Origin of the sequence: Pseudomonas sp. B19(2017) (assembly GCF_002113165.1) — a bacterium.
Classification (GTDB): Bacteria; Pseudomonadota; Gammaproteobacteria; order Pseudomonadales; family Pseudomonadaceae; genus Aquipseudomonas.
The window spans coordinates 58,993-76,799 of sequence record NZ_NEJR01000003.1 but is presented as its reverse complement, the minus strand read 5'-3'; the positions used below and the strand labels follow the sequence as shown (position 1 = coordinate 76,799).

Genomic DNA, 17,807 nt, shown 5'->3' with positions numbered 1-17,807 from the left:
TTACCTTGTCCTGAAAAAGTCTTCCAGCAGCACCTGGGTTTCGTCCAGATAGGCCACCATCTGGCGCGTTTCGCTGACCTGCGCCTTGGCCGTCTCGATGCTCGCTGCAAGGCTGAACAATGTACTTTGGGCAGCCTGTGCAGCGTTAATAAATGAATGCTCGGTGGACTCGTAGCTTTTGATTGACTCAGCATATTTACCGATGGACTGCAGCGAGACCTCAGCCTGCGCCAGCAAGTCACCCGCCAGCCGTTCACTCAAGCGCCCATCAAGGATGATGGCGTCCAGAAGTTTTTCGTCGTAGGCATAACGGTAGCGCGCGAACAGGTTATCCAGTTGGTAAGCCAGAAAGGCACTGAGCAAACCGGTGAGCATGCCAACCAGCACACCGGCGACAATGTCGGCAATCGGAAGCAGGAACGGCAGCGTCTTCAGAAACGTCGCCACACTTTCTTGCAACAGGAAGCCGACGCTTGTCACTACGACGGTGGTGAGAATCTTCAGTCCTTCCTGAAGAGCCTGGTCAGACGTCATGCCCTTGGGCGGAAACATGATCATCTTGATGGCCTTTACCAAACTCAGCAAACCGTCGCGGATGACAGTAACGAAGCGCTTGGCGGTGGACAGGAAGTTGTTGATCAAGAACGTGATCAAATTGCTCATGAATCCACTGGCCCCCCCTTTAAGGGCCTGGGATGCAGCGTCCGGAATCTTCTTGATGACCGAGGCGATTACCCGTTGCAAACGCACCTTGATTTCTTCGAAGAGGGTCTTGCCCGCACTTGCCCCCGCTTTGATCAGCACCTTGAACTCGATGAACAGGCCATTGACCAACTCCGTCAGAAGAACTCCCAGCGCCTGCTTAAGGCCCATGGTCGCCGCTTGTTTGCCACCGGTGCTGAGCAACTCGCCAGCCTGCTTCTTGAACAGAGCACTGTTGGCAGTCTTGTCGACATGTGCCCGGGCTTTTTGGTAAGCCTCCTCGACCATGTTCTGGTTGAGCCCAAACTCCTCCGCATTGGTCGTTCCGTCATTTCGTTCACGGTTTGACCATTCGTCAAGATCATGACCTTTCTTCGACCCGTTTGCGGGTTTGTTGGTCAAGGCAAGGTTATTATCATCATTGACCATCTTACGCATACGCCCAGCGTCGACTTGCTTCTTGCCCGTTGTGGGGTCGACCACTACATCGCCTAGAGCAAGATGATTCTTGGGGGTACGGTGGACTTCACTGATGGACACCACATGATCCAGCTCTACAGTAACCGTCTCGCCTGTATGCATGACCGTGGTCCCATCAGCCGCAACCTTGGCACCGGTATAGTCGTCCCGCCCCTTCGCAATCCGCTCGTCACGCTTCTTATCCCAAGTCTTGCCGCCAGTCGCCTCAGCTTGTTTTTGAGTCTTGATCTCGTACTGGGATCGAACTTCTTCGCTGTACTCTGTTTTCGAATGCGCATGCAGCGCCTTGTCGGAGTCAGTGGCGATGTAACCGTCATCGCCACGAGAGAAGTTGTGCAGCGTAGTGACATTTCCGCCGTTCTTGTCCTCAAACATAGCCGTAGAAAGACCAAAAGGCCCGATGATTTGCCCGATGACCTGTTGCTGGCAATCATCGAACAGTTTTTGCAAGCGCTGCTCGCGCATTTCGGTAAGGGTCATTTCCATGGGGGGCTCAAGCACACATGCGATTGACTAAATTCTCGAACCAAACAGTGAAATTGGGTGCCTTCACCGATCGACGAGGGAATTCATGGGAATAGCTGATAATTTGACCGTGGGCGCCTGCGGCGGCTGGAGCAAGGTCAAGACAGAGGTTGTCACCGGCACCGTTGGCAGCAAAAGGAATCCAGCACGGGTGCCACCATGTATGAAGTACAGCGGGATCGGGATGATCAAGTGGCTCGTCTAGGTCGCCGTGGTCGAGTAGACGGCGTAGCGCGCACCATTCCAGGAGGATCTTGCGGGACGAAAGAAATTCGTAGCCCTCGAACAGCCCTTCTGCTTTGCCCTGTTGGCCGTCATGTCGCAGCAGGCACTGTACGAAGTCAGCGGGTAACGCCGCGCCCAATTGGTCTTGCAGTGCTGATATCTGTACAACCGACGCGCAAGCATTGAGGTCAGCGAATTGCCGCGGACTGTGCTTTTGCAGGAAGGCTTCCAAGTCATGCCAGAGTTGTTGCACCCCACCCTCCATATGTGGATTCCAATGCAGGCTTGTGTTTATCCATACATTAGAGGCAATTAGCCATCACCCATATCCTGCCCTAACAGATACCGCTTGTCACCTGTCCGCAACCCAGGCCAACGCCTGCCCGCCTTTTCATGGTGATACGTCACCTTTTGTAGTCTGCAGTTGCGTTCATTCTTTCCGTAAGTCGCCTCTGTTGGGTCGCAGATGACGGCACCTTACCGCTCCCTTCGATTTGCACATTAAGTGTGCGGCACTGCTCAAGTGGGCTCCACAACGTTCTTGACCCACACCCTTCCCCCGCCACATGCTCGGTCGCTCCACCCACGCTCAAGGAACGATTGCATGAAGCTGGAAACACTCGCCATCCACGCAGGCTTCAGCCACGACCCGGCCACCCGGGCAGTGGCCGTACCGATCTACCAGACCACCTCCTTCGCCTTCGACGACACCCAGCACGGCGCCGACTTGTTCGACCTTAAGGTGGCCGGCAACATCTACTCGCGCATCATGAACCCCACCAACGACGTGCTCGAGCAGCGCATGGCCGCCCTGGAGGGCGGGGTCGGCGCGCTGGCGGTGGCCTCGGGCATGGCGGCCATCACCTACGCCATCCAGACCGTCGCCGAGGCTGGCGACAACATTGTCTCGGTGGCCAAGCTGTACGGCGGCACCTACAACCTGCTGGCCCACACCCTGCCGCGCATGGGCATCCACACCCGCTTTGCCGCCCACGACGACATTGCCGCCCTCGAAGCGCTGATCGATTCGCGCACCAAAGCGGTGTTCTGCGAGTCCATCGGCAACCCGGCCGGCAATATCGTGGACATCGCCGCGCTGGCCGAGGCTGCCCACCGCCACGGTGTACCGCTGATCGTCGACAACACCGTAGCCACCCCGGTGCTGTGCCGGCCGTTCGAGCATGGCGCCGATATCGTCGTGCATTCGCTGACCAAGTACATCGGCGGTCATGGCACCAGCATCGGCGGCATCGTCATCGACTCCGGCACATTCCCCTGGGCCGACAACAAGGAACGCTTCGCCCTGCTCAACACCCCCGACCCGTCCTACCACGGCGTTACCTACACCGAAGCCTTCGGCCCCGCCGCCTTCATCGGCCGCTGCCGCGTGGTGCCATTACGCAACACCGGTGCCGCGCTGTCGCCGTTCAACGCTTTCCTGATCCTGCAAGGCCTGGAAACGTTGGCCCTGCGCATGGAGCGTCACACCGAGAACGCGCTGAAAGTCGCCCGTTACCTGCAAGCCCACGAGCAGGTAGCCTGGGTGAAATACGCCGGGTTGCCCGACCACCCCGAGCATGAACTAGCCCGGCGCTACACCGCCGGCAAGCCGGCGTCGATCCTGTCATTCGGCATCAAGGGCGGGCAGGCGGCCGGTGCGCGCTTCATCGATGCGCTGCAACTGGTGGTGCGCCTGGTGAACATCGGCGATGCCAAGTCGCTGGCCTGCCACCCCGCCTCCACCACCCACCGCCAGCTCAACGACGAGGAACTGGAAAGGGCCGGCGTGCCACGGGACATGGTGCGCCTGTCGATCGGCATCGAGCACAGCGACGACATCATCGCCGACCTGGCCCAGGCACTGGAGGCCAGCCGGGGCTGATTTATCTGCGCCCTACCCAATGCCGACGGCGGGCGAACCTTCATCAAGCCTTGATACACCCGCATGGCCTGCTGATCGCAGGCAAGCCAGTTGTCATGCCACTGCAGATGACCCATTGGATTGGACGGGACACTGTGGGAGCCGGCTTGCCGGCGATAGGGCCGGTACAGGCTTGCGCATTTCAACGAATTGCTTGCCTGATCCTCTGAACCTGCGCCGCCAGCAGACCGGCGGCCACCCCGCTGTGCTAGCGTTTCTGCACTGGGGAGCACCGTACTCCCCAATCAGAAGAAACCAGGCGACAGCAACCGTTGACGGGCAGGTGAACCATGGAACTACGCATCAACCAGAAGACCTACCAGGTCGAGGCAGACGCCGACACGCCCCTGCTGTGGGTGATCCGCGACGACCTGGGGCTGACCGGCACCAAATATGGCTGCGGCCTGGCCCAGTGCGGCGCCTGTTCGGTGCTGGTGGACGGCAACGTGGTGCGCGCCTGTGTTACCCCGGTGGCCGGCGTGGTCGGGCGCGAGGTGACCACCATCGAAGCGATCGAGGCAGATGCCGTCGGCAAGCGCGTGGTCGCGGCCTGGGTCGAGCACCAGGTGGCCCAGTGCGGCTACTGCCAGTCCGGCCAGGTCATGGCGGCCACGGCGCTGCTCAAGCACACGCCCAAGCCCAGTGACGCCCAGATCGAGGCGGCCATGGTCAACCTGTGCCGCTGCGGCACCTACAACGCCATCCATGCCGCCGTGCATGAACTGGCCCAAGGGGAGAAGGCCTGATGAACACACCAGTCGATACCCCCGCCGAATTGCTCAGGCTGCAGCAGGGCGAAACGGTCAACCTGTCGCGTCGGCGCTTTCTTGCCGGTACGGCTGTCGGTGCGCTGGTGCTTGGCTTCGGCCTGCCCATGGGCTCGGCCCGCGTGCAGGCAGCCGCCGCACCCCCGGAGCGCGGCACCCAGGTGCCGGCGTTTCTGGAGATCCGCCCGGACGGCAAAGTGCGCCTGCTCAGCCCGTTCATGGAGGGTGGTCAAGGCCCCTTCACCGCCATGGCGCAGATCGTTGGTGAAGAGCTGGACGTCGACCCGGCCAACTTCGTGGTCGACAGCGCACCGCCCGGGGAAGCCTATGTGGTGATGGAAAACGGTATGCGCATCACCGGCGGCAGCATGTCGGTACGCATGAGCTACCCGACCATGCGCCGCCTGGGCGCCCTGGCCCGGGCCATGCTGCTGCAGGCAGGCGCCGCACAGCTGGGCGTACCGGTCGAAGAGCTCACCACCACACCGGGTTACGTGGTACATACCACGACTGGCCGTTCCATCCCTTACGGTGAACTGGCCGGGCGTGCCATGGACCTGCCGGTGCCGGACCCGGCCAGCGTCAAGCTGCGCGACCCCAGCCAGTTTCGCTGGATCGGCAAGCCGGTACGTCGCCTGGATGCCTACGACAAGTCCACCGGCAAGGCGGTGTACAGCATCGATATCAAGGTCGACGGCATGCTCCACGCTGCCGTGCAGCACGCGCCACGCCTGGGCATGACCGTCGGCAGCATGCGCAACGAAGACCAGGTCAAGGCCATGAAGGGCGTGCATTCGGTGCATCAGTTGCCGGGCGCAGTGGCGGTGGTTGCCGAACGCTGGTGGCACGCCAAGCGCGCGGTCGAAGCCATCCAGGTGGACTGGAAGGAGCCCGCGGCCGACAGCTCGGTAAGACCGATGCCGGCCGATTTTTCCAGCGATGGCTGGCGCGAGCACCTGGCCACGGTCACGGGCCCGGCGCGCGACGACGAAAACCAGGGTGATGTAGCCGGCATGCTGGCCAGTGCCAAGACCCGGGTCGAGGCGACCTACCACAACCAGTACCTCAACCACGCCCAGCTGGAACCGCCGTCGGCACTGGCACGCTTCAACCCGGACGGCACCCTGGAAGTGTGGCTGCCCAACCAGGCGCCGGACATGTTCCGTGACGACATCGCCAAACGCACCGGCCTGGCCCCGGCGCAGATCACCCTGCATTCGCCGCTACTGGGTGGTTTCTTTGGCCGCCACTTCCTGTACGACTCGGCCAACCCCTACCCGCAGGCCATTGCCTTGGCCAAGGCGGTCGGCAGGCCGGTGAAACTCATCTGGAGCCGCGAGGAAGAATTCCTCCGCGATGTGCTGCGCCCGGTCGCCGTGGTGAAGTTCCGCGCCGGGCTGGATGCCGACGGTCTGCCGGTGGCCCTCGAAGCAGTCAGCGCCACCGAAGGCCCGACCGAAGCCATCGCCGGCAAGCAGGGCGAAAAGCTCGACCCGACCGCGCTCGAAGGCTTGTCGGGCAAGGCCTACGCCATCGCCAACAAGCGCATCGCGCAAATCTACGTCAAAGGCCCGGCCATGCTCGGCTACTGGCGCTCGGTGGGCAACTCGCTGAACGATTTCTTCTATGAGTCGTTCCTCGACGAACTGGCCGACAAAGGCGGCAAGGATCCGTTCGACCTGCGCCTGCACCTGCTGCGCGACAACCCGCGCCTGACCAACCTGTTGCAGGCCGTCGCCGAGCTTTCCGGCGGCTGGAAGCGTGGGCCGTTCACCGCCGAAGACGGCAGCAAGCGTGCACGTGGCGTGGCCATGGCCTCGCCGTTCGGCTCGGAGGCAGCGGTCATTGCCGAGGTGTCGATCGAGAACGGCCAGGTCAAGGTCCACGACATCTGGCAGGCCATCGACCCAGGCAGCATCGTCAACCCGGCGATCATCGAGCATCAGGTAAACGGCGCGGTCGCCCTGGGCCTGTCGCAGACGCTGCTGGAAGAAGCGGTGTACGTGGATGGCAAGCCGCGCGCGCGCAACTACGACCTGTACCCGATCCTGCCGCCATCGCGCATGGCCAGGGTGCATGTGCGCATTATCGAGAGCGGGGCGAAGATGGGCGGCATAGGCGAGCCACCGTTGCCCGCCGTGGCACCGGCGGTGGCCAACGCAGTCGCGCAGCTTACCGGCCAGCGCGTGCGCAGCCTGCCATTGAGCCGCCATACCTTCAGCTGAGCAGACAAGGACGCCCCATGAACCATCGTTTCGCAAGAACCGCTGGCTGGCTGGCGCTGCCGTGCCTGGTCGCGGCAGGCCTGCTGGCCTGGTACGTCACCCGCGAGCCCGCCTCGCCATTTGCCGATGTACAGGCCGCCGCTGCCGACCCGGCGCTGGTCAGCCGTGGCGAGTACGTGGCCCGCCTCAGCGACTGCGTGGCCTGCCACAGCCTGCCGGAGGGCAAACCGTTCGCTGGCGGGCTGGAAATGGCCACCCCGCTGGGGGCGATCCACGCCACCAACATCACCCCCGAGCGCAACACCGGCATCGGTGACTACAGCCTGGCCGACTTCGACCGTGCCGTGCGCCAGGGCGTCGCACCCGGGGGCCGGCGGTTGTACCCGGCCATGCCCTACCCGTCCTACGCCAAGCTCAGCGATGACGATGTAAAGGCACTGTATGCGTTCTTCATGCACGGCGTGCAACCGGTGCAACAGGCCAACCGGGCCAGCGACATTCCCTGGCCGCTGAACATGCGCTGGCCCATCGCCTTGTGGAACGGCCTGTTCACCGCCACCACCCCGTACACCGACCAGGCCGGGCAGGATGCGCAGTGGAACCGCGGCGCCTACATCGTCCAGGGCCCCGGCCACTGTGGCAGCTGCCATACGCCGCGCGGCCTGGCCTTCAACGAAAAGGCCCTGGATGACAGCGGCAAGCCGTTCCTCGCCGGTGCCCTGCTCGACGGCTGGTATGCACCGAGCCTGCGTGCCGACCCTAACAACGGGCTGGGACGCTGGAGCGAGGCCGAGATTGCGCAGTTCCTGAAGACCGGGCGCAACCGGCACGCGGTGGTATTCGGCTCGATGACCGAGGCATTCAACAACTCCACGCAGTTCATGAGCGACGACGACTTGGCCGCCATCGCCCACTACCTGAAATCGCTGCCCGGCGACCCGCAACGCGATGGCGCGCCGTGGCAATACCAGGCCGAAGCGACGGCGGCGCGGCTCGATAGCCCCGGGGCACATACCTATGTAACCCGCTGTGCGTCGTGCCACGGCCTGGACGGCAAGGGCCAGGCCGAATGGATGCCGCCCTTGGCCGGCGCTACCTCGGTACTGGCCAAGGAAGACGCCTCGGCGATCAATATCACCCTCAATGGTTCCCAGCGGGTGGTGACGGCCGGGCTGCCCGATGCCTATCGCATGCCGGCCTTCCGTGAGCAATTGAGCGACCAGGAAATTGCTGATGTGCTGGGCTTCGTGCGCAGTGCCTGGGGGAACAATGGCGGTGCGGTGAATGCGCAGGCGGTGGGCAAGTTGCGCGGGCATACCAACCCGGCCAGCAGTAGCCCGATCATTTTGCATATGCGCTGAAATGGGTAATGCCTGTACCTGCCTCTTCGCGGGCACGCCCGCTCCCACAGCTATGGCGCCGCCCTTCAGGACTGTGGGGGCCTTGTGGGAGCGGGCAAGCCCGCGAAGAGGCCGGTACAGCCAACATCAGGTTTAATGGAGTCCCCATGGAAAGCATCGACCTGCTGGTCCTGCGCACCACCCGCGACTGGCTCGCCGCCGGCCACCGCGCCCTGCTCGCCACCGTCGCCCGCACCTGGGGTTCCTCCCCCCGCCCGGTGGGCTCGATGATGGCCCTGCGCAGCGACGGCCGCGTGGTCGGCAGTGTTTCTGGCGGCTGCATCGAAGACGACCTCATCCACCGCTACACCAGCGCCTATGGCGGCCCCGGCATGTCCGGCGGCCTGCCCCAGGTGGTGCGCTATGGCGTGAGTGCCGACGAGGCCCACCGCTTCGGCCTGCCCTGTGGCGGCACCCTCGAACTGGTACTGGAATTCTCCCCGTCGCTGACACATCTCGAGCAACTGCTTGCCGGCCTCGACGACGGCAACCTGGTACGCCGCGGGCTCGACCTGGGCAGCGGCAAAGCCAGCCTCACCGCCACCACCACGCCCGAACTGTTCAGCTTCGATGGCCGGCACATGCTCAGTACCTTGGGCCCCGGCTACCGCCTGCTGCTGATCGGTGCCGGCGCGCTCGCCGAATACCTGGCGACCATGGCACTGTTCAATGGCTTCAGCGTTTCACTGTGCGACCCACGCCCCGAGTACACGGCAGGCTGGAACGTTGCCGGCGTCACCCGCCTGGCCGGCATGCCGGACGACGTGGTCCGCGCCTTCGCCCCGGACCTGCGCAGCGCCATCGTCGCCGTCAGCCACGACCCCAAGCTGGACGATCTGGCCCTGCTCGAAGCCCTGCACAGCCCGGCGTTCTACATCGGCGCGATCGGCTCACGGCGCAACAGCCAGCTGCGCCGCGAGCGGCTGATCGAGCACTTCGGCGAAAGCGAAGCGTCGTTGCAGCGCCTGCACGGCCCTATCGGCATTTATATCGGGAGCAAGACACCGGCCGAGATCGCCGTCAGCGTCATGGCCGAGATCCTCGCGACGAAGAACGCGGTCAGCGTGACCCGGGCCAAGGAAGCCGAGCAACTGACCCTGTAGGAGCGCATCCCTGGCTGCTATTGCCAACGCTCCAGGTTTTGCTGCAACAGTTGCTCCGGCAACGCCCCGGCAACGATCTTTTCCATCTCCCTAGCCAGCGCCTCACGCAGCTTCGGCTGGTTGCAAGGCGATTCATGCGACAGCGCCAGGTACAGCCCCTCGCTGGATATCGGTGGTTCCAGTACCTGCAATGTGTCGGCAATTCCCAAAGTGCGTGCCAGCGCCAAGCCGGGATACTGCTCGTACACCACGTAGTCGCTGCGCTTGAGCATCAACTTCTCGAACGCCTGCCTGGCACCGGGTACTGCTTCGAGGAGGAGGTTGGCCCTGGCGTAGTCGTCGAACTGCTGGCCGTGGCTGTTGTTCACCAGCGTGCCGCCTTTGCGGCCCTTCAGATCGGCCCATTCCCGGTAGGCAAAGGTATTGTCCTGGCGCACCCAGACAACACTTGGGGTATGCAGGAATGCCGGTGCAATGAAGTCCATCTGCTGCTGACGGGCCTTGGTCAGGAAATACCCGGCCATCAGGTCGATCCGGCCCGTGCGTACTTCTTCCTGGGCGCGCGACCATGGCCCGCCGTAGACCACCTCGATTTCCAGCCCCAGTTGGCTGCCCAGGTACTTGAGCAGGTCGGCATTGGCACCGATCAGCTGCCCGGGGTTTTGCGGGTCGCGCCACAGGTAGGGGGGATATTCCGAGTTGCCGGTAGCAGTCAGCCGCCGGCAGTCCTCGTGCGCTACCGCCGCCAGCGGAAGCAGCAACAGGCACGGTAACAGCAGCAAGGCGTGGCGAAAGCAGCGCTCGATCATCGTCAACCCTCGGCCCAGGTAACATCCGCAGACCCGGCGGTGGCCGAAGGCTGCCACATCCTGTGGTCGACTGCAGCATCCAACTGTGCGTGCTGTAGACAGTCTGGACCATGTGGGGGCATCAGGTTGGCCTTTCATCGGCCAGATGCCCTGGTTTTTCAGGCCCCCTGCCGGCGCATCGCCAGGATCGCCGCGCCAAAACCGATAAAGGTCGTACCCACCACCCGGCTCACCCAGCGCGACAGCGACGGCCGGGTCAGCACACCCTTGGCCCGCGCAGCCAGCGCGGCATACAGGCTCAGCGAAACCAGCGACAACGCGACGAAAATTCCGGTCAGGATCAGGAATTGCGGCAGCAACGCCGCCCCCTGGTCAATGAACTGCGGGAACAGCGCAGTAAAGAACATGGTCGCCTTGGGGTTGGTCACCGCCGTGAGGAAGGCCGACTTGTACAGCTTCAACGGCGAGGGCCGGACCTTGGCCATACCCTCTGCAGCGCCTTGCGCCAGCATCGGGCTCTTTTTCAGCAGTTGCCGCGCCCCCAGGTAGAACAGGTAGCCCGCCCCCAGGATCTTCACGGCATTGAACAGGACTTCGGAACTGGCCAGCAGCGCACCCAGCCCCAGCATGGCGGCAGCCGACAGGCAGAACAGCCCGGAGCCATTGCCAAGCGATGACCAGATCGCGCTGCGCTGGCCATGGGCAAGGCTGTTGTTGATGGCCATCAGCGTGGCAGGGCCAGGGCTGGCGATCGCGATGGCGGCGACCAAGGTAAACGCAAACAGCGAGTGAGAATCCATTTCAAACTCTTCAGGCAATCAGAAAGGGCCGCGCGCGAGGCACGCAGGTTCAGCCCGCATTCTGCCGTTTGGCCGCCTTCTTGGCGATAGCCTTCATTCGCGTTGCCGCCCGCTGCACGGTGGCCATCCTCTCGGGGCGCTTCATGCCCCGCCATTTGCGGATTTCGTCACGGGTGCGGCCGCAGCTCAGGCACAACTCGCCATTGAGTTGGCATAGCGAGACGCACGGGCTGTCGATGTCTTTGGCCATGCCACCAATCAGCCGGGCAATTCTGCCCGCGCACGCTCGGCGGCGGTGTGGAATACCTGGCGTACTTCCTCGGCCTTGACCTTGCTGACCGACCTGGCAGCCAGCAGTTCTTCGACCACACGCAGGCCCTGCTCCAGGGCGGTAGCCAGTTGCTCGCGGTCGGAGGCGTCAGCGACATCACCCAGATAAGGAGCGATGAGATACACGTAACGGTCCTGCAGCTTGAGCGCTTCCAGCGCGTCGAGGGCTTTCTGGAACCGATCGGCAGCGGCAGGGCTCATGCTCAATTTATCGAAATGGATCAGGCTCACACGGTCAGTGGCCATTTTCACGAATCTCCGTTTCCTGATACGGCCAGGCCCACAAGCAGCAGCGCTTCTACGGTGCTCGGATGTGCAGGCCCGGGTAATGCCCATCAGGGTACCAGAACGCGAGGCAGAAAGGGCCATCGCCCCCAGAACTAAAAGTATTTGCCAGGTCGCGTAATGGACGCCCCGGGGCGCTATCGGGACAGGAGCGGTCGTTTGCTGCGCAGGATAATCGCGCCGGCAATACTTCCGCCGAGGCAGTCACCGAACTCGGTAGCCCACACAAAACTACAAGCCTGCACCTGCGGGTAAGCCAGAAAGGGGCCTCATCATTCATGGCAAAGGAACACATCACCGAAACGCTTGACCTTGGCGTGACGGACCCCTCAAAAACCGCAGAAGCACGCCAGGATCGGCATTTCGAGGGCAAGCTGGACTGGATCGTCTTTGGTTTCACCAGCCTTCTGGCAATCGCTTTCGTCCTCTGGGGCTTCCTCAACCAGGCAAGCCTCGCCAGCAGCGCCTCCAGCGCGCAATCCTGGGTCATTCTCAACTTCGGATGGTTCTTCGTGCTCACCTCCACGCTGTTCGTGGTGTTCGTGCTATGGCTGGCCGCCAGCCGTTACGGCCGGGTCCCGCTGGGCCGTGATGGCGAACAGCCAGAATTTCGCACGGTGTCCTGGGTGGCGATGATGTTCAGTGCCGGCATGGGCATTGGCCTGATGTTCTTCGGTGTTGCCGAACCGCTGTCGCACTATGTGTCGCCACCGCCAGGGACGGCCACCGGGCAGTCCAGTGAAGCGATGCAGGTGGCCATGGCCACCACGCTGTTCCACTGGACCCTGCACCCTTGGGCCATGTACGCCATCGTCGGCCTGGTGATTGCCTATGGCACCTTCCGCCGCGGCCGCTCGCAGCTGATTTCCGCCGCCTTCCGGCCGTTGATCGGCAAGCATGCCAACGGCCCGCTTGGCCGCCTGATCGACATGATGGCAATCTTCGCCACGCTGTTCGGCTCGGCGGCCTCGCTGGGCCTGGGCGCGCTGCAGATCGCCGGTGGCCTGGAATACAACGGCTGGATCGAGAGCCCCGGCAAGCTGTTCTACATCTCGATCATTACCCTGCTGACCATTGCCTTCGTCACCTCGGCGGTGTCCGGCATCGGCAAGGGTATCCAGTGGCTATCCAACACCAACATGGTGCTGGCACTGGTGCTGGCGGTGTTCGTGTTCATGGTCGGCCCGACCCTGCTGATGCTCAACCTGCTGCCCACCTCGATCGGCATCTACGTCAAGATGCTGCCGGAAATGATGGCACGCACCAACGCCAGCGGCGGTGAGCAGATGAACAGCTGGCTGGCCGGCTGGACCGTGTTCTACTGGGCCTGGTGGATTTCCTGGACGCCGTTCGTGGGCATGTTCATCGCCCGCATCAGCCGCGGCCGCACCATCCGCCAGTTCGTTACCGGAGTGCTGCTGGTACCGAGCCTGGTCAGCCTGGTGTGGTTCACCATCTTTGGCGGTGCGAGTATCGACGCCCTGCGCGATGGCGCCCTCCAGCTGGCCAATGGTGCGGTCAACAGCAACCACGCGCTGTACCAGTTGCTGGACAGCTACCCGCTGGCCTCGGCGACATCAGTGCTGGTGATGGTTCTGGTGGGTATCTTCTTCGTCTCCGGTGCCGATGCGGCCTCGCTGGTGATGGGCACGTTGTCGGAACACGGCACCACCACGCCATCACGGCGCACGGTGATCTTCTGGGGCGCGCTGACCGGTACGGTGGCGGCGATCATGCTGGCAATCGGCGACCCGCGCGACCCTGGCAAGGCGCTTACCGGCCTGCAGAACCTGACCATCGTCGTGGCCCTGCCGTTCGTGGTGGTGATGGTGCTGCTGTGCCTGGCGTTGTATCGCGACCTGCGCAAGGACCCGATGATGCTGCGCCACCTGCGCGGCAACGAACTGATCGAGAAGGCCGTGCTGTATGGTGCGGTGAAGCATGGCGAAGAGTTCTACATCGTGGTGCAGGAGAAGAAAGCTTCGGTCAAGGCGACGTCGGCAGGGACCGAAGTGACCGGCAACTGATCGGGCACGCCAGGGGAGCCGGGGGCTGCTGCGCAGCCCATCGCCGGCAAGCCAGCTCCCACCCCGACCGCATTGCCTCCAAGCCAGGTGCAGTACCTGTGGGAATGGGTTCACCCGCGAATCAGGCGGCGCGGTCAGCCCTTCAATGCCGCTTCGATCTGCGCCACATCGATCTTGCCCATCTGCATCATGGCCTCGAACGCCCGCTTGGCCGCCGCCCGGTCGGGGTTGCCAATGGCTTCGATGAGAATGCGCGGTGTGATCTGCCACGAAATCCCCCACTTATCTTTGCACCACCCGCAGACGCTGGCCTCGCCACCATTGCCGACAATGGCATCCCACAGCCGGTCGGTCTCGGCCTGGTCCTCGGTACTGACCTGGAACGAAAAAGCCTCGCAGTGTGTGAAGGCCTTGCCGCCATTGAGCCCCACGCAGGGAATCCCCATCACGCTGAACTCCACGGTAATCACGTCACCCTGCTTGCCGGAAGGGTAGTCGGCAGGCGCCAGGTGCACGGCAATCACTCTGCTGTCAGGGAAAACCCTGGCATAGAAATTCGCGGCTTCCTCGGCATCGTTGTCGTACCAGAGGCAAATGGTGTTCTTGGCAGTCATGGTCTTGCTCCATGAAAGTGTGTGAGCCTTTGAGTCTAGCCCGGCGTTGCCGTTTGCTGCCGTGCAACATCCTGCAGACATTTCCGATATCAGGTAGTGAACCTGCTGACAAAAAAAGGGTCTTTCGCTGACGGTCAACTCACCGACCGGTTCATCGGCCCAGTCACCGGGCCTACTTTTGTCCTGTTTCAGCGAAGACCCAACATGCCCGATTCCCGCCCAACTGTTTCCGCCCTCACCGTCCTGCGCGGCGGCCTGATCGCCGCCCTGGTAGCCCTTGCCGCACCGGTGCACGCCGAAGAGCCTGCCAGCGATGCACGCTGGGTCAGCGACAGCCTGAGCACTTATGTGCGCAGCGGCCCGACCGATGGCCACCGCATCGTCGGTACGCTCAAGTCCGGGCAGAAACTGACGCTGATCGGCAGCCAGGGCAACTACAGCCAGGTGCGTGGGCAGAACGGCGATGTGGTGTGGATTCTGAGCAGCGACCTGCAGTCGGTGCCAGGCCAGAACGAGCGCCTGCCGCAGCTTGATGCCCAGGTCGCGGAGCTGACCGGGCAGTTGAAGAATATCGACGAAAGCTGGAAGAACCGTGTGCAGGGCATGCAGGAAACCCTCGATTCACGCAAGAAACTGATCGACGAACTGGAAGCGCGCAACAAGGCGCTGAATGAACAGCTCGACCAGAGCCAGTCGCAGCTGCGCGATACCCAGGCACGCCTGGGGGATGAGAACAAGCAGGTGATGATGCGCTATATGGTGTATGGCGGCAGCATTGCCGGCGCGGGCTTGCTGGCGGGGCTGATCCTGCCGGCACTGACCCGTGGGCGCAGGAAGAACGATCGCTGGTTCTGACTGGGCTTTCCTGCACCGGCCTCTTCGCGGGCTTGCCCGCTCCCACAGGGTTTCCAACAGGCTCAAGGCCTGCGCAGTACCTGTGGGAGCGGGCGAGCCCGCGAAGAGGCCGGGAAGGGCTTACCTGCTACGTGCCTTGTTGTAGATGGTCTTGGCCAGGTCTGCCGAGGCCTGGCACTGAGTCATATCGCCCTTGCTCTGAGCATCCTTGGCATTTTGCAGGTGGACTTTGAAGTCATGGGCCATGCCGCCATGCATTGCCTGGCCACTGGCCTTGTCGAAATCCTCAAGTTCCTTGATCTTCGCCGCACAGTTGCTCGCCGGGTCTGCGTGTGCGGCAAAACTGAGGACCGAGGCAATCACTAGCAACGGTATGCATTTCGTGGATTTCATGGAGCGTTCTCCTGGAAAACCTGAAGGGTCATCGAGATGACATTGGCTCGACGCAGCAAACAGCATAGTCGGCCATACCTTCCGGCGCCTCGGCTCAGCCCGGGGACCATGCCCCCTCGGCCAACAGGAAATCGGCCGCGCGGTGCCGCCAAACTCGGCGAGCACTTCTACCAGTTCGCCACTGGCCAGTGCGTCCTGCACAGTAAAGCGGTAGGCCTGCATCAGCCCGCCGCCATGGCGCACCAGCGTGGCGGTGGCGACATGCCCTATGTCCATCTTCGCGTGACCGATGAAGATGTGGGCGCTGAACACAAGCGCCAGCTGATCGAACAGACAACCCGCGGAGGTAACCCCATGGGGGCTGCTGTGCAGCCCCTACTGCCGCAACCGCCCCAACGCCTGCAACACATACCCCGTGGCCCGCTCAACCTGCCCTTCCCGGCAAGCGATGCCCAATTGCCGCCACAACCCCGGCCGCAGCGGCCGACGGGCAATGCGCCGGTCCAGCTCGGCCGACTCCCCCTCCTGCGGTAGCAACGTCGCCCCATACCCGGCCCCGACCAGGCTCTTGATCGCATCGTTGTAGTTCAACTCGATTCGCGGCTCGGGGTACAAGCCCGCCGCCGCGAACCACTCACCGGTCACCCGCGAAAGCTGGGTGCTGCTGTCGTTGAGGATCAACGCCCGCTGTGCCAGCCACGCCGGCGTGACCCTGGCCGGCGGCTGCCAGTCGGCCGGCACGTAGGCCAGTATCGGGTCGCGCCGCCAAGGGGTAACCGCAAGCCCTTTGCCGGCCACCTGCGGCAAGGCCACCAGGCCGATATCCAGCGTGCCCTCCCGCAAGCGCGTCAACGAGGCCTGGGAGGTCAGCACCTGTACCTGCACATCGATCCCGGGGTGCTCCGTACGCAGGTGCTCCAGCGCTTGCGGCAGCAGGTGGGCAATGGCACCGGTGGAGGCGCCCAGGCGCACCCGCCCGGTCAGGCCTTCAACCTGCCGGCGCACTTCGTCCAGCGCCAGGTCGGCGTCGGCCAGCAGGCGGCGGGCTCGAGCCAGCAGGGTTTCGCCGATGACCGTGGGCCGCACCTGGCCACGGGTACGGGTGAGCAACGGGGCGCCGATGCGCGCTTCCAGCTCGGCCACGTGCAGGCTGATGGTGGGCGGCGCCAGGTTGAGCTGGCGAGCTGCTTCGGCAAAGGAGCCCAGGTCGCAGATGACTACCAGGGTGCGGAGGCGATCGAGGCTGATTTCGCGCATGGGCCCGACTCATTCAGAAAAGATGAACATATCGGTCATCATATTCAAATTTTCTTTACTACAACTACCGGCGAGCATAGGCCATCCCTCCCCGACCGGACTTTGACCATGCACACCCCTGTTGTCTTCATCGACGGTGACCAAGGCACCACCGGCCTGCAGATCCACGCCCGCCTGCAAGGCCGCAGCGACCTGCGTCTGCTGACCCTGCCCGAAGCCGAGCGCAAAGACCCGCAACGCCGCCGCGAGGCGATCAACAGCGCCGACATCGCCCTGCTGTGCCTGCCTGACGATGCCGCCCGCGAGGCCGTGGCGGCGATTCACAACCCGCAGGTGCGGGTGATCGACGCAAGCTCCGCGCACCGCACCAGCCCAGGCTGGGTCTATGGCCTGCCGGAGCTAGACGAACAGCAAGCCGAACGCATCGCGCACAGCAAGCGCGTCAGCAACCCGGGCTGCTATCCTACCGGCGCCATCGCCCTGTTGCGCCCACTGGTCAAGGCCGGCCTGCTGCCAGCGGATTACCCGCTGAACATCCACGCCATCTCAGGCTACTCCGGCGGTGGCCGCGCCGCAGTCGAACGGCATGAACAGCCCGCCGCTGGCAAAGCCCCCGCCCTGCAACTGTACGGCCTGGAACTGGCGCACAAGCACGTGCCGGAAATCCAGCAACACGCCGGGCTGTCGGCGCGCCCGATGTTCATGCCCGGCTACGGCGCCTACCGCCAGGGCATCGTGCTGAGCATCCCGCTGCAGTTACGCCTGCTGCCCGGCCAGGTCAGTGCCGAACAGCTGCAGGCCTGCCTGCAGCAGCACTACCAAGGTGCACGCCATGTCCAGCTGATGCCCCTGCACCAGCACGGCGCAGCGCCGAACCTCGACCCCGAGGCGTTGAACGACAGCAACGACCTGCGCCTGGCGCTTTACGCCAACCCGGAGCATGGCCAGGTACTGCTGACCGCAGTGTTCGACAACCTTGGCAAAGGTGCCTCCGGTGCGGCAGTGCAAAACCTCGATCTGATGCTCGGTGCATTGCAGGTACAAGGCTGATCGGCAAAAACGGTTAGACTGTACAGCCCGCGCCCGCAT

17 protein-coding genes and 1 pseudogene are annotated in these 17,807 nt (G+C 63.4%); 8 read left to right on the top strand and 10 right to left on the bottom strand.

Translation table 11 applies throughout. The features are described 5' to 3' along the window. Positions 1–1,668, bottom strand: a complete 1,668-nt coding sequence (locus CAF70_RS06170; RefSeq protein WP_085623540.1) for a hypothetical protein — start codon at positions 1,666–1,668, stop codon at positions 1–3. 7 nt (positions 1,669–1,675) lie between these two features. Continuing rightward, positions 1,676–2,185: an SMI1/KNR4 family protein gene (locus CAF70_RS06165; protein ID WP_158090310.1), complete on the bottom strand. Its 510-nt coding sequence runs from the start codon at positions 2,183–2,185 to the stop codon at positions 1,676–1,678. Positions 2,186–2,536: 351 nt separating this feature from the next. Between CAF70_RS06165 and CAF70_RS06160 the strand changes: the two genes are divergently transcribed. The 5 genes from CAF70_RS06160 (at position 2,537) to CAF70_RS06140 (ending at position 9,348) form a co-directional block, all read left to right on the top strand. Next, positions 2,537–3,814, top strand: coding sequence for a bifunctional O-acetylhomoserine aminocarboxypropyltransferase/cysteine synthase (locus tag CAF70_RS06160; protein WP_085623544.1), 1,278 nt, complete (start codon positions 2,537–2,539; stop codon positions 3,812–3,814). A 329-nt stretch (positions 3,815–4,143) separates the two neighbouring features. Then, entirely contained in the window at positions 4,144–4,599 is a 456-nt protein-coding gene (locus CAF70_RS06155; RefSeq protein ID WP_003259224.1) for a (2Fe-2S)-binding protein, read from the top strand. Further along, positions 4,599–6,845, top strand: coding sequence for a molybdopterin cofactor-binding domain-containing protein (locus CAF70_RS06150; RefSeq protein ID WP_085623546.1), 2,247 nt, complete (start codon positions 4,599–4,601; stop codon positions 6,843–6,845). Before CAF70_RS06155 ends, CAF70_RS06150 begins: the two co-directional genes overlap by 1 nt. Before the next feature lie 17 nt (positions 6,846–6,862). Further along, positions 6,863–8,206: a cytochrome c gene (locus CAF70_RS06145; protein WP_085623548.1), complete on the top strand. Its 1,344-nt coding sequence runs from the start codon at positions 6,863–6,865 to the stop codon at positions 8,204–8,206. Positions 8,207–8,352: 146 nt separating this feature from the next. Beyond that, positions 8,353–9,348, top strand: a complete 996-nt coding sequence (locus CAF70_RS06140) for an XdhC family protein (RefSeq protein ID WP_085623550.1) — start codon at positions 8,353–8,355, stop codon at positions 9,346–9,348. A gap of 17 nt (positions 9,349–9,365) precedes the next feature. On the opposite strand, the gene CAF70_RS06135 is transcribed toward CAF70_RS06140, so the two are convergent. From CAF70_RS06135 to CAF70_RS06120, 4 genes are all read right to left on the bottom strand, one after another. After that, positions 9,366–10,157, bottom strand: coding sequence for an ABC transporter substrate-binding protein (locus CAF70_RS06135; RefSeq protein ID WP_085623552.1), 792 nt, complete (start codon positions 10,155–10,157; stop codon positions 9,366–9,368). 158 nt (positions 10,158–10,315) lie between these two features. Next, a complete protein-coding gene (locus CAF70_RS06130) occupies positions 10,316–10,957 on the bottom strand; it encodes a LysE family translocator (RefSeq protein ID WP_085623554.1) in 642 nt (213 codons plus the stop codon). Positions 10,958–11,006: 49 nt separating this feature from the next. Then, a complete protein-coding gene (locus tag CAF70_RS06125) occupies positions 11,007–11,207 on the bottom strand; it encodes a DUF1289 domain-containing protein (protein WP_085623556.1) in 201 nt (66 codons plus the stop codon). Between the two features lie 8 nt (positions 11,208–11,215). Continuing rightward, positions 11,216–11,533 carry a hypothetical protein gene (locus CAF70_RS06120; protein WP_085623558.1) on the bottom strand — a complete coding sequence of 106 codons (318 nt, stop codon included), beginning with the start codon at positions 11,531–11,533 and terminating at the stop codon, positions 11,216–11,218. Positions 11,534–11,850: 317 nt separating this feature from the next. Between CAF70_RS06120 and CAF70_RS06115 the strand changes: the two genes are divergently transcribed. Next, the gene (locus CAF70_RS06115; protein ID WP_085623561.1) at positions 11,851–13,599 is read left to right on the top strand and encodes a BCCT family transporter; all 1,749 of its coding nucleotides are present in this window, start codon (positions 11,851–11,853) and stop codon (positions 13,597–13,599) included. A gap of 134 nt (positions 13,600–13,733) precedes the next feature. On the opposite strand, the gene CAF70_RS06110 is transcribed toward CAF70_RS06115, so the two are convergent. Then, positions 13,734–14,213 (bottom strand): VOC family protein, encoded by a 480-nt coding sequence (locus tag CAF70_RS06110; protein WP_085623563.1) that lies wholly within the window; start codon positions 14,211–14,213, stop codon positions 13,734–13,736. A gap of 204 nt (positions 14,214–14,417) precedes the next feature. On the opposite strand from CAF70_RS06110, the gene CAF70_RS06105 reads away from it, so the two are divergent. After that, the gene (locus tag CAF70_RS06105; protein ID WP_085623565.1) at positions 14,418–15,068 is read left to right on the top strand and encodes a TIGR04211 family SH3 domain-containing protein; all 651 of its coding nucleotides are present in this window, start codon (positions 14,418–14,420) and stop codon (positions 15,066–15,068) included. 120 nt (positions 15,069–15,188) lie between these two features. Here the strand turns inward: CAF70_RS06105 and CAF70_RS06100 are convergent, their stop codons facing one another. The 3 genes and pseudogenes from CAF70_RS06100 to CAF70_RS06085 all read right to left on the bottom strand — a co-directional run bounded on the left by CAF70_RS06100 (position 15,189) and on the right by CAF70_RS06085 (position 16,718). Then, positions 15,189–15,461 (bottom strand): hypothetical protein, encoded by a 273-nt coding sequence (locus CAF70_RS06100; protein WP_046615461.1) that lies wholly within the window; start codon positions 15,459–15,461, stop codon positions 15,189–15,191. Between the two features lie 132 nt (positions 15,462–15,593). Then, positions 15,594–15,722 (bottom strand): annotated as a pseudogene (locus tag CAF70_RS28080) (LysR family transcriptional regulator); the annotation flags it as partial. Positions 15,723–15,836: 114 nt separating this feature from the next. Then, positions 15,837–16,718, bottom strand: a complete 882-nt coding sequence (locus tag CAF70_RS06085; protein WP_085623567.1) for a LysR family transcriptional regulator — start codon at positions 16,716–16,718, stop codon at positions 15,837–15,839. A gap of 108 nt (positions 16,719–16,826) precedes the next feature. On the opposite strand from CAF70_RS06085, the gene argC reads away from it, so the two are divergent. Beyond that, positions 16,827–17,768 carry an N-acetyl-gamma-glutamyl-phosphate reductase gene (gene argC, locus CAF70_RS06080; protein ID WP_085623569.1) on the top strand — a complete coding sequence of 314 codons (942 nt, stop codon included), beginning with the start codon at positions 16,827–16,829 and terminating at the stop codon, positions 17,766–17,768. The last annotated feature ends 39 nt before the right edge of the window (positions 17,769–17,807 follow it).

What these genes read in the sequence shown, in the direction of transcription:
- CAF70_RS06170 (WP_085623540.1), bottom strand. Translation starts at nt 1,668, where the DNA reads ATGGAAATGACCCTTACCGAAATGCGCGAGCAGCGCTTGCAAAAACTG.
- CAF70_RS06160 (WP_085623544.1), top strand. Translation starts at nt 2,537, where the DNA reads ATGAAGCTGGAAACACTCGCCATCCACGCAGGCTTCAGCCACGACCCG.
- CAF70_RS06155 (WP_003259224.1), top strand. Translation starts at nt 4,144, where the DNA reads ATGGAACTACGCATCAACCAGAAGACCTACCAGGTCGAGGCAGACGCC.
- CAF70_RS06150 (WP_085623546.1), top strand. Translation starts at nt 4,599, where the DNA reads ATGAACACACCAGTCGATACCCCCGCCGAATTGCTCAGGCTGCAGCAG.
- CAF70_RS06145 (WP_085623548.1), top strand. Translation starts at nt 6,863, where the DNA reads ATGAACCATCGTTTCGCAAGAACCGCTGGCTGGCTGGCGCTGCCGTGC.
- CAF70_RS06140 (WP_085623550.1), top strand. Translation starts at nt 8,353, where the DNA reads ATGGAAAGCATCGACCTGCTGGTCCTGCGCACCACCCGCGACTGGCTC.
- CAF70_RS06135 (WP_085623552.1), bottom strand. Translation starts at nt 10,157, where the DNA reads ATGATCGAGCGCTGCTTTCGCCACGCCTTGCTGCTGTTACCGTGCCTG.
- CAF70_RS06130 (WP_085623554.1), bottom strand. Translation starts at nt 10,957, where the DNA reads ATGGATTCTCACTCGCTGTTTGCGTTTACCTTGGTCGCCGCCATCGCG.
- CAF70_RS06125 (WP_085623556.1), bottom strand. Translation starts at nt 11,207, where the DNA reads ATGGCCAAAGACATCGACAGCCCGTGCGTCTCGCTATGCCAACTCAAT.
- CAF70_RS06120 (WP_085623558.1), bottom strand. Translation starts at nt 11,533, where the DNA reads ATGGCCACTGACCGTGTGAGCCTGATCCATTTCGATAAATTGAGCATG.
- CAF70_RS06115 (WP_085623561.1), top strand. Translation starts at nt 11,851, where the DNA reads ATGGCAAAGGAACACATCACCGAAACGCTTGACCTTGGCGTGACGGAC.
- CAF70_RS06110 (WP_085623563.1), bottom strand. Translation starts at nt 14,213, where the DNA reads ATGACTGCCAAGAACACCATTTGCCTCTGGTACGACAACGATGCCGAG.
- CAF70_RS06105 (WP_085623565.1), top strand. Translation starts at nt 14,418, where the DNA reads ATGCCCGATTCCCGCCCAACTGTTTCCGCCCTCACCGTCCTGCGCGGC.
- CAF70_RS06100 (WP_046615461.1), bottom strand. Translation starts at nt 15,461, where the DNA reads ATGAAATCCACGAAATGCATACCGTTGCTAGTGATTGCCTCGGTCCTC.
- CAF70_RS06085 (WP_085623567.1), bottom strand. Translation starts at nt 16,718, where the DNA reads ATGCGCGAAATCAGCCTCGATCGCCTCCGCACCCTGGTAGTCATCTGC.
- argC (WP_085623569.1), top strand. Translation starts at nt 16,827, where the DNA reads ATGCACACCCCTGTTGTCTTCATCGACGGTGACCAAGGCACCACCGGC.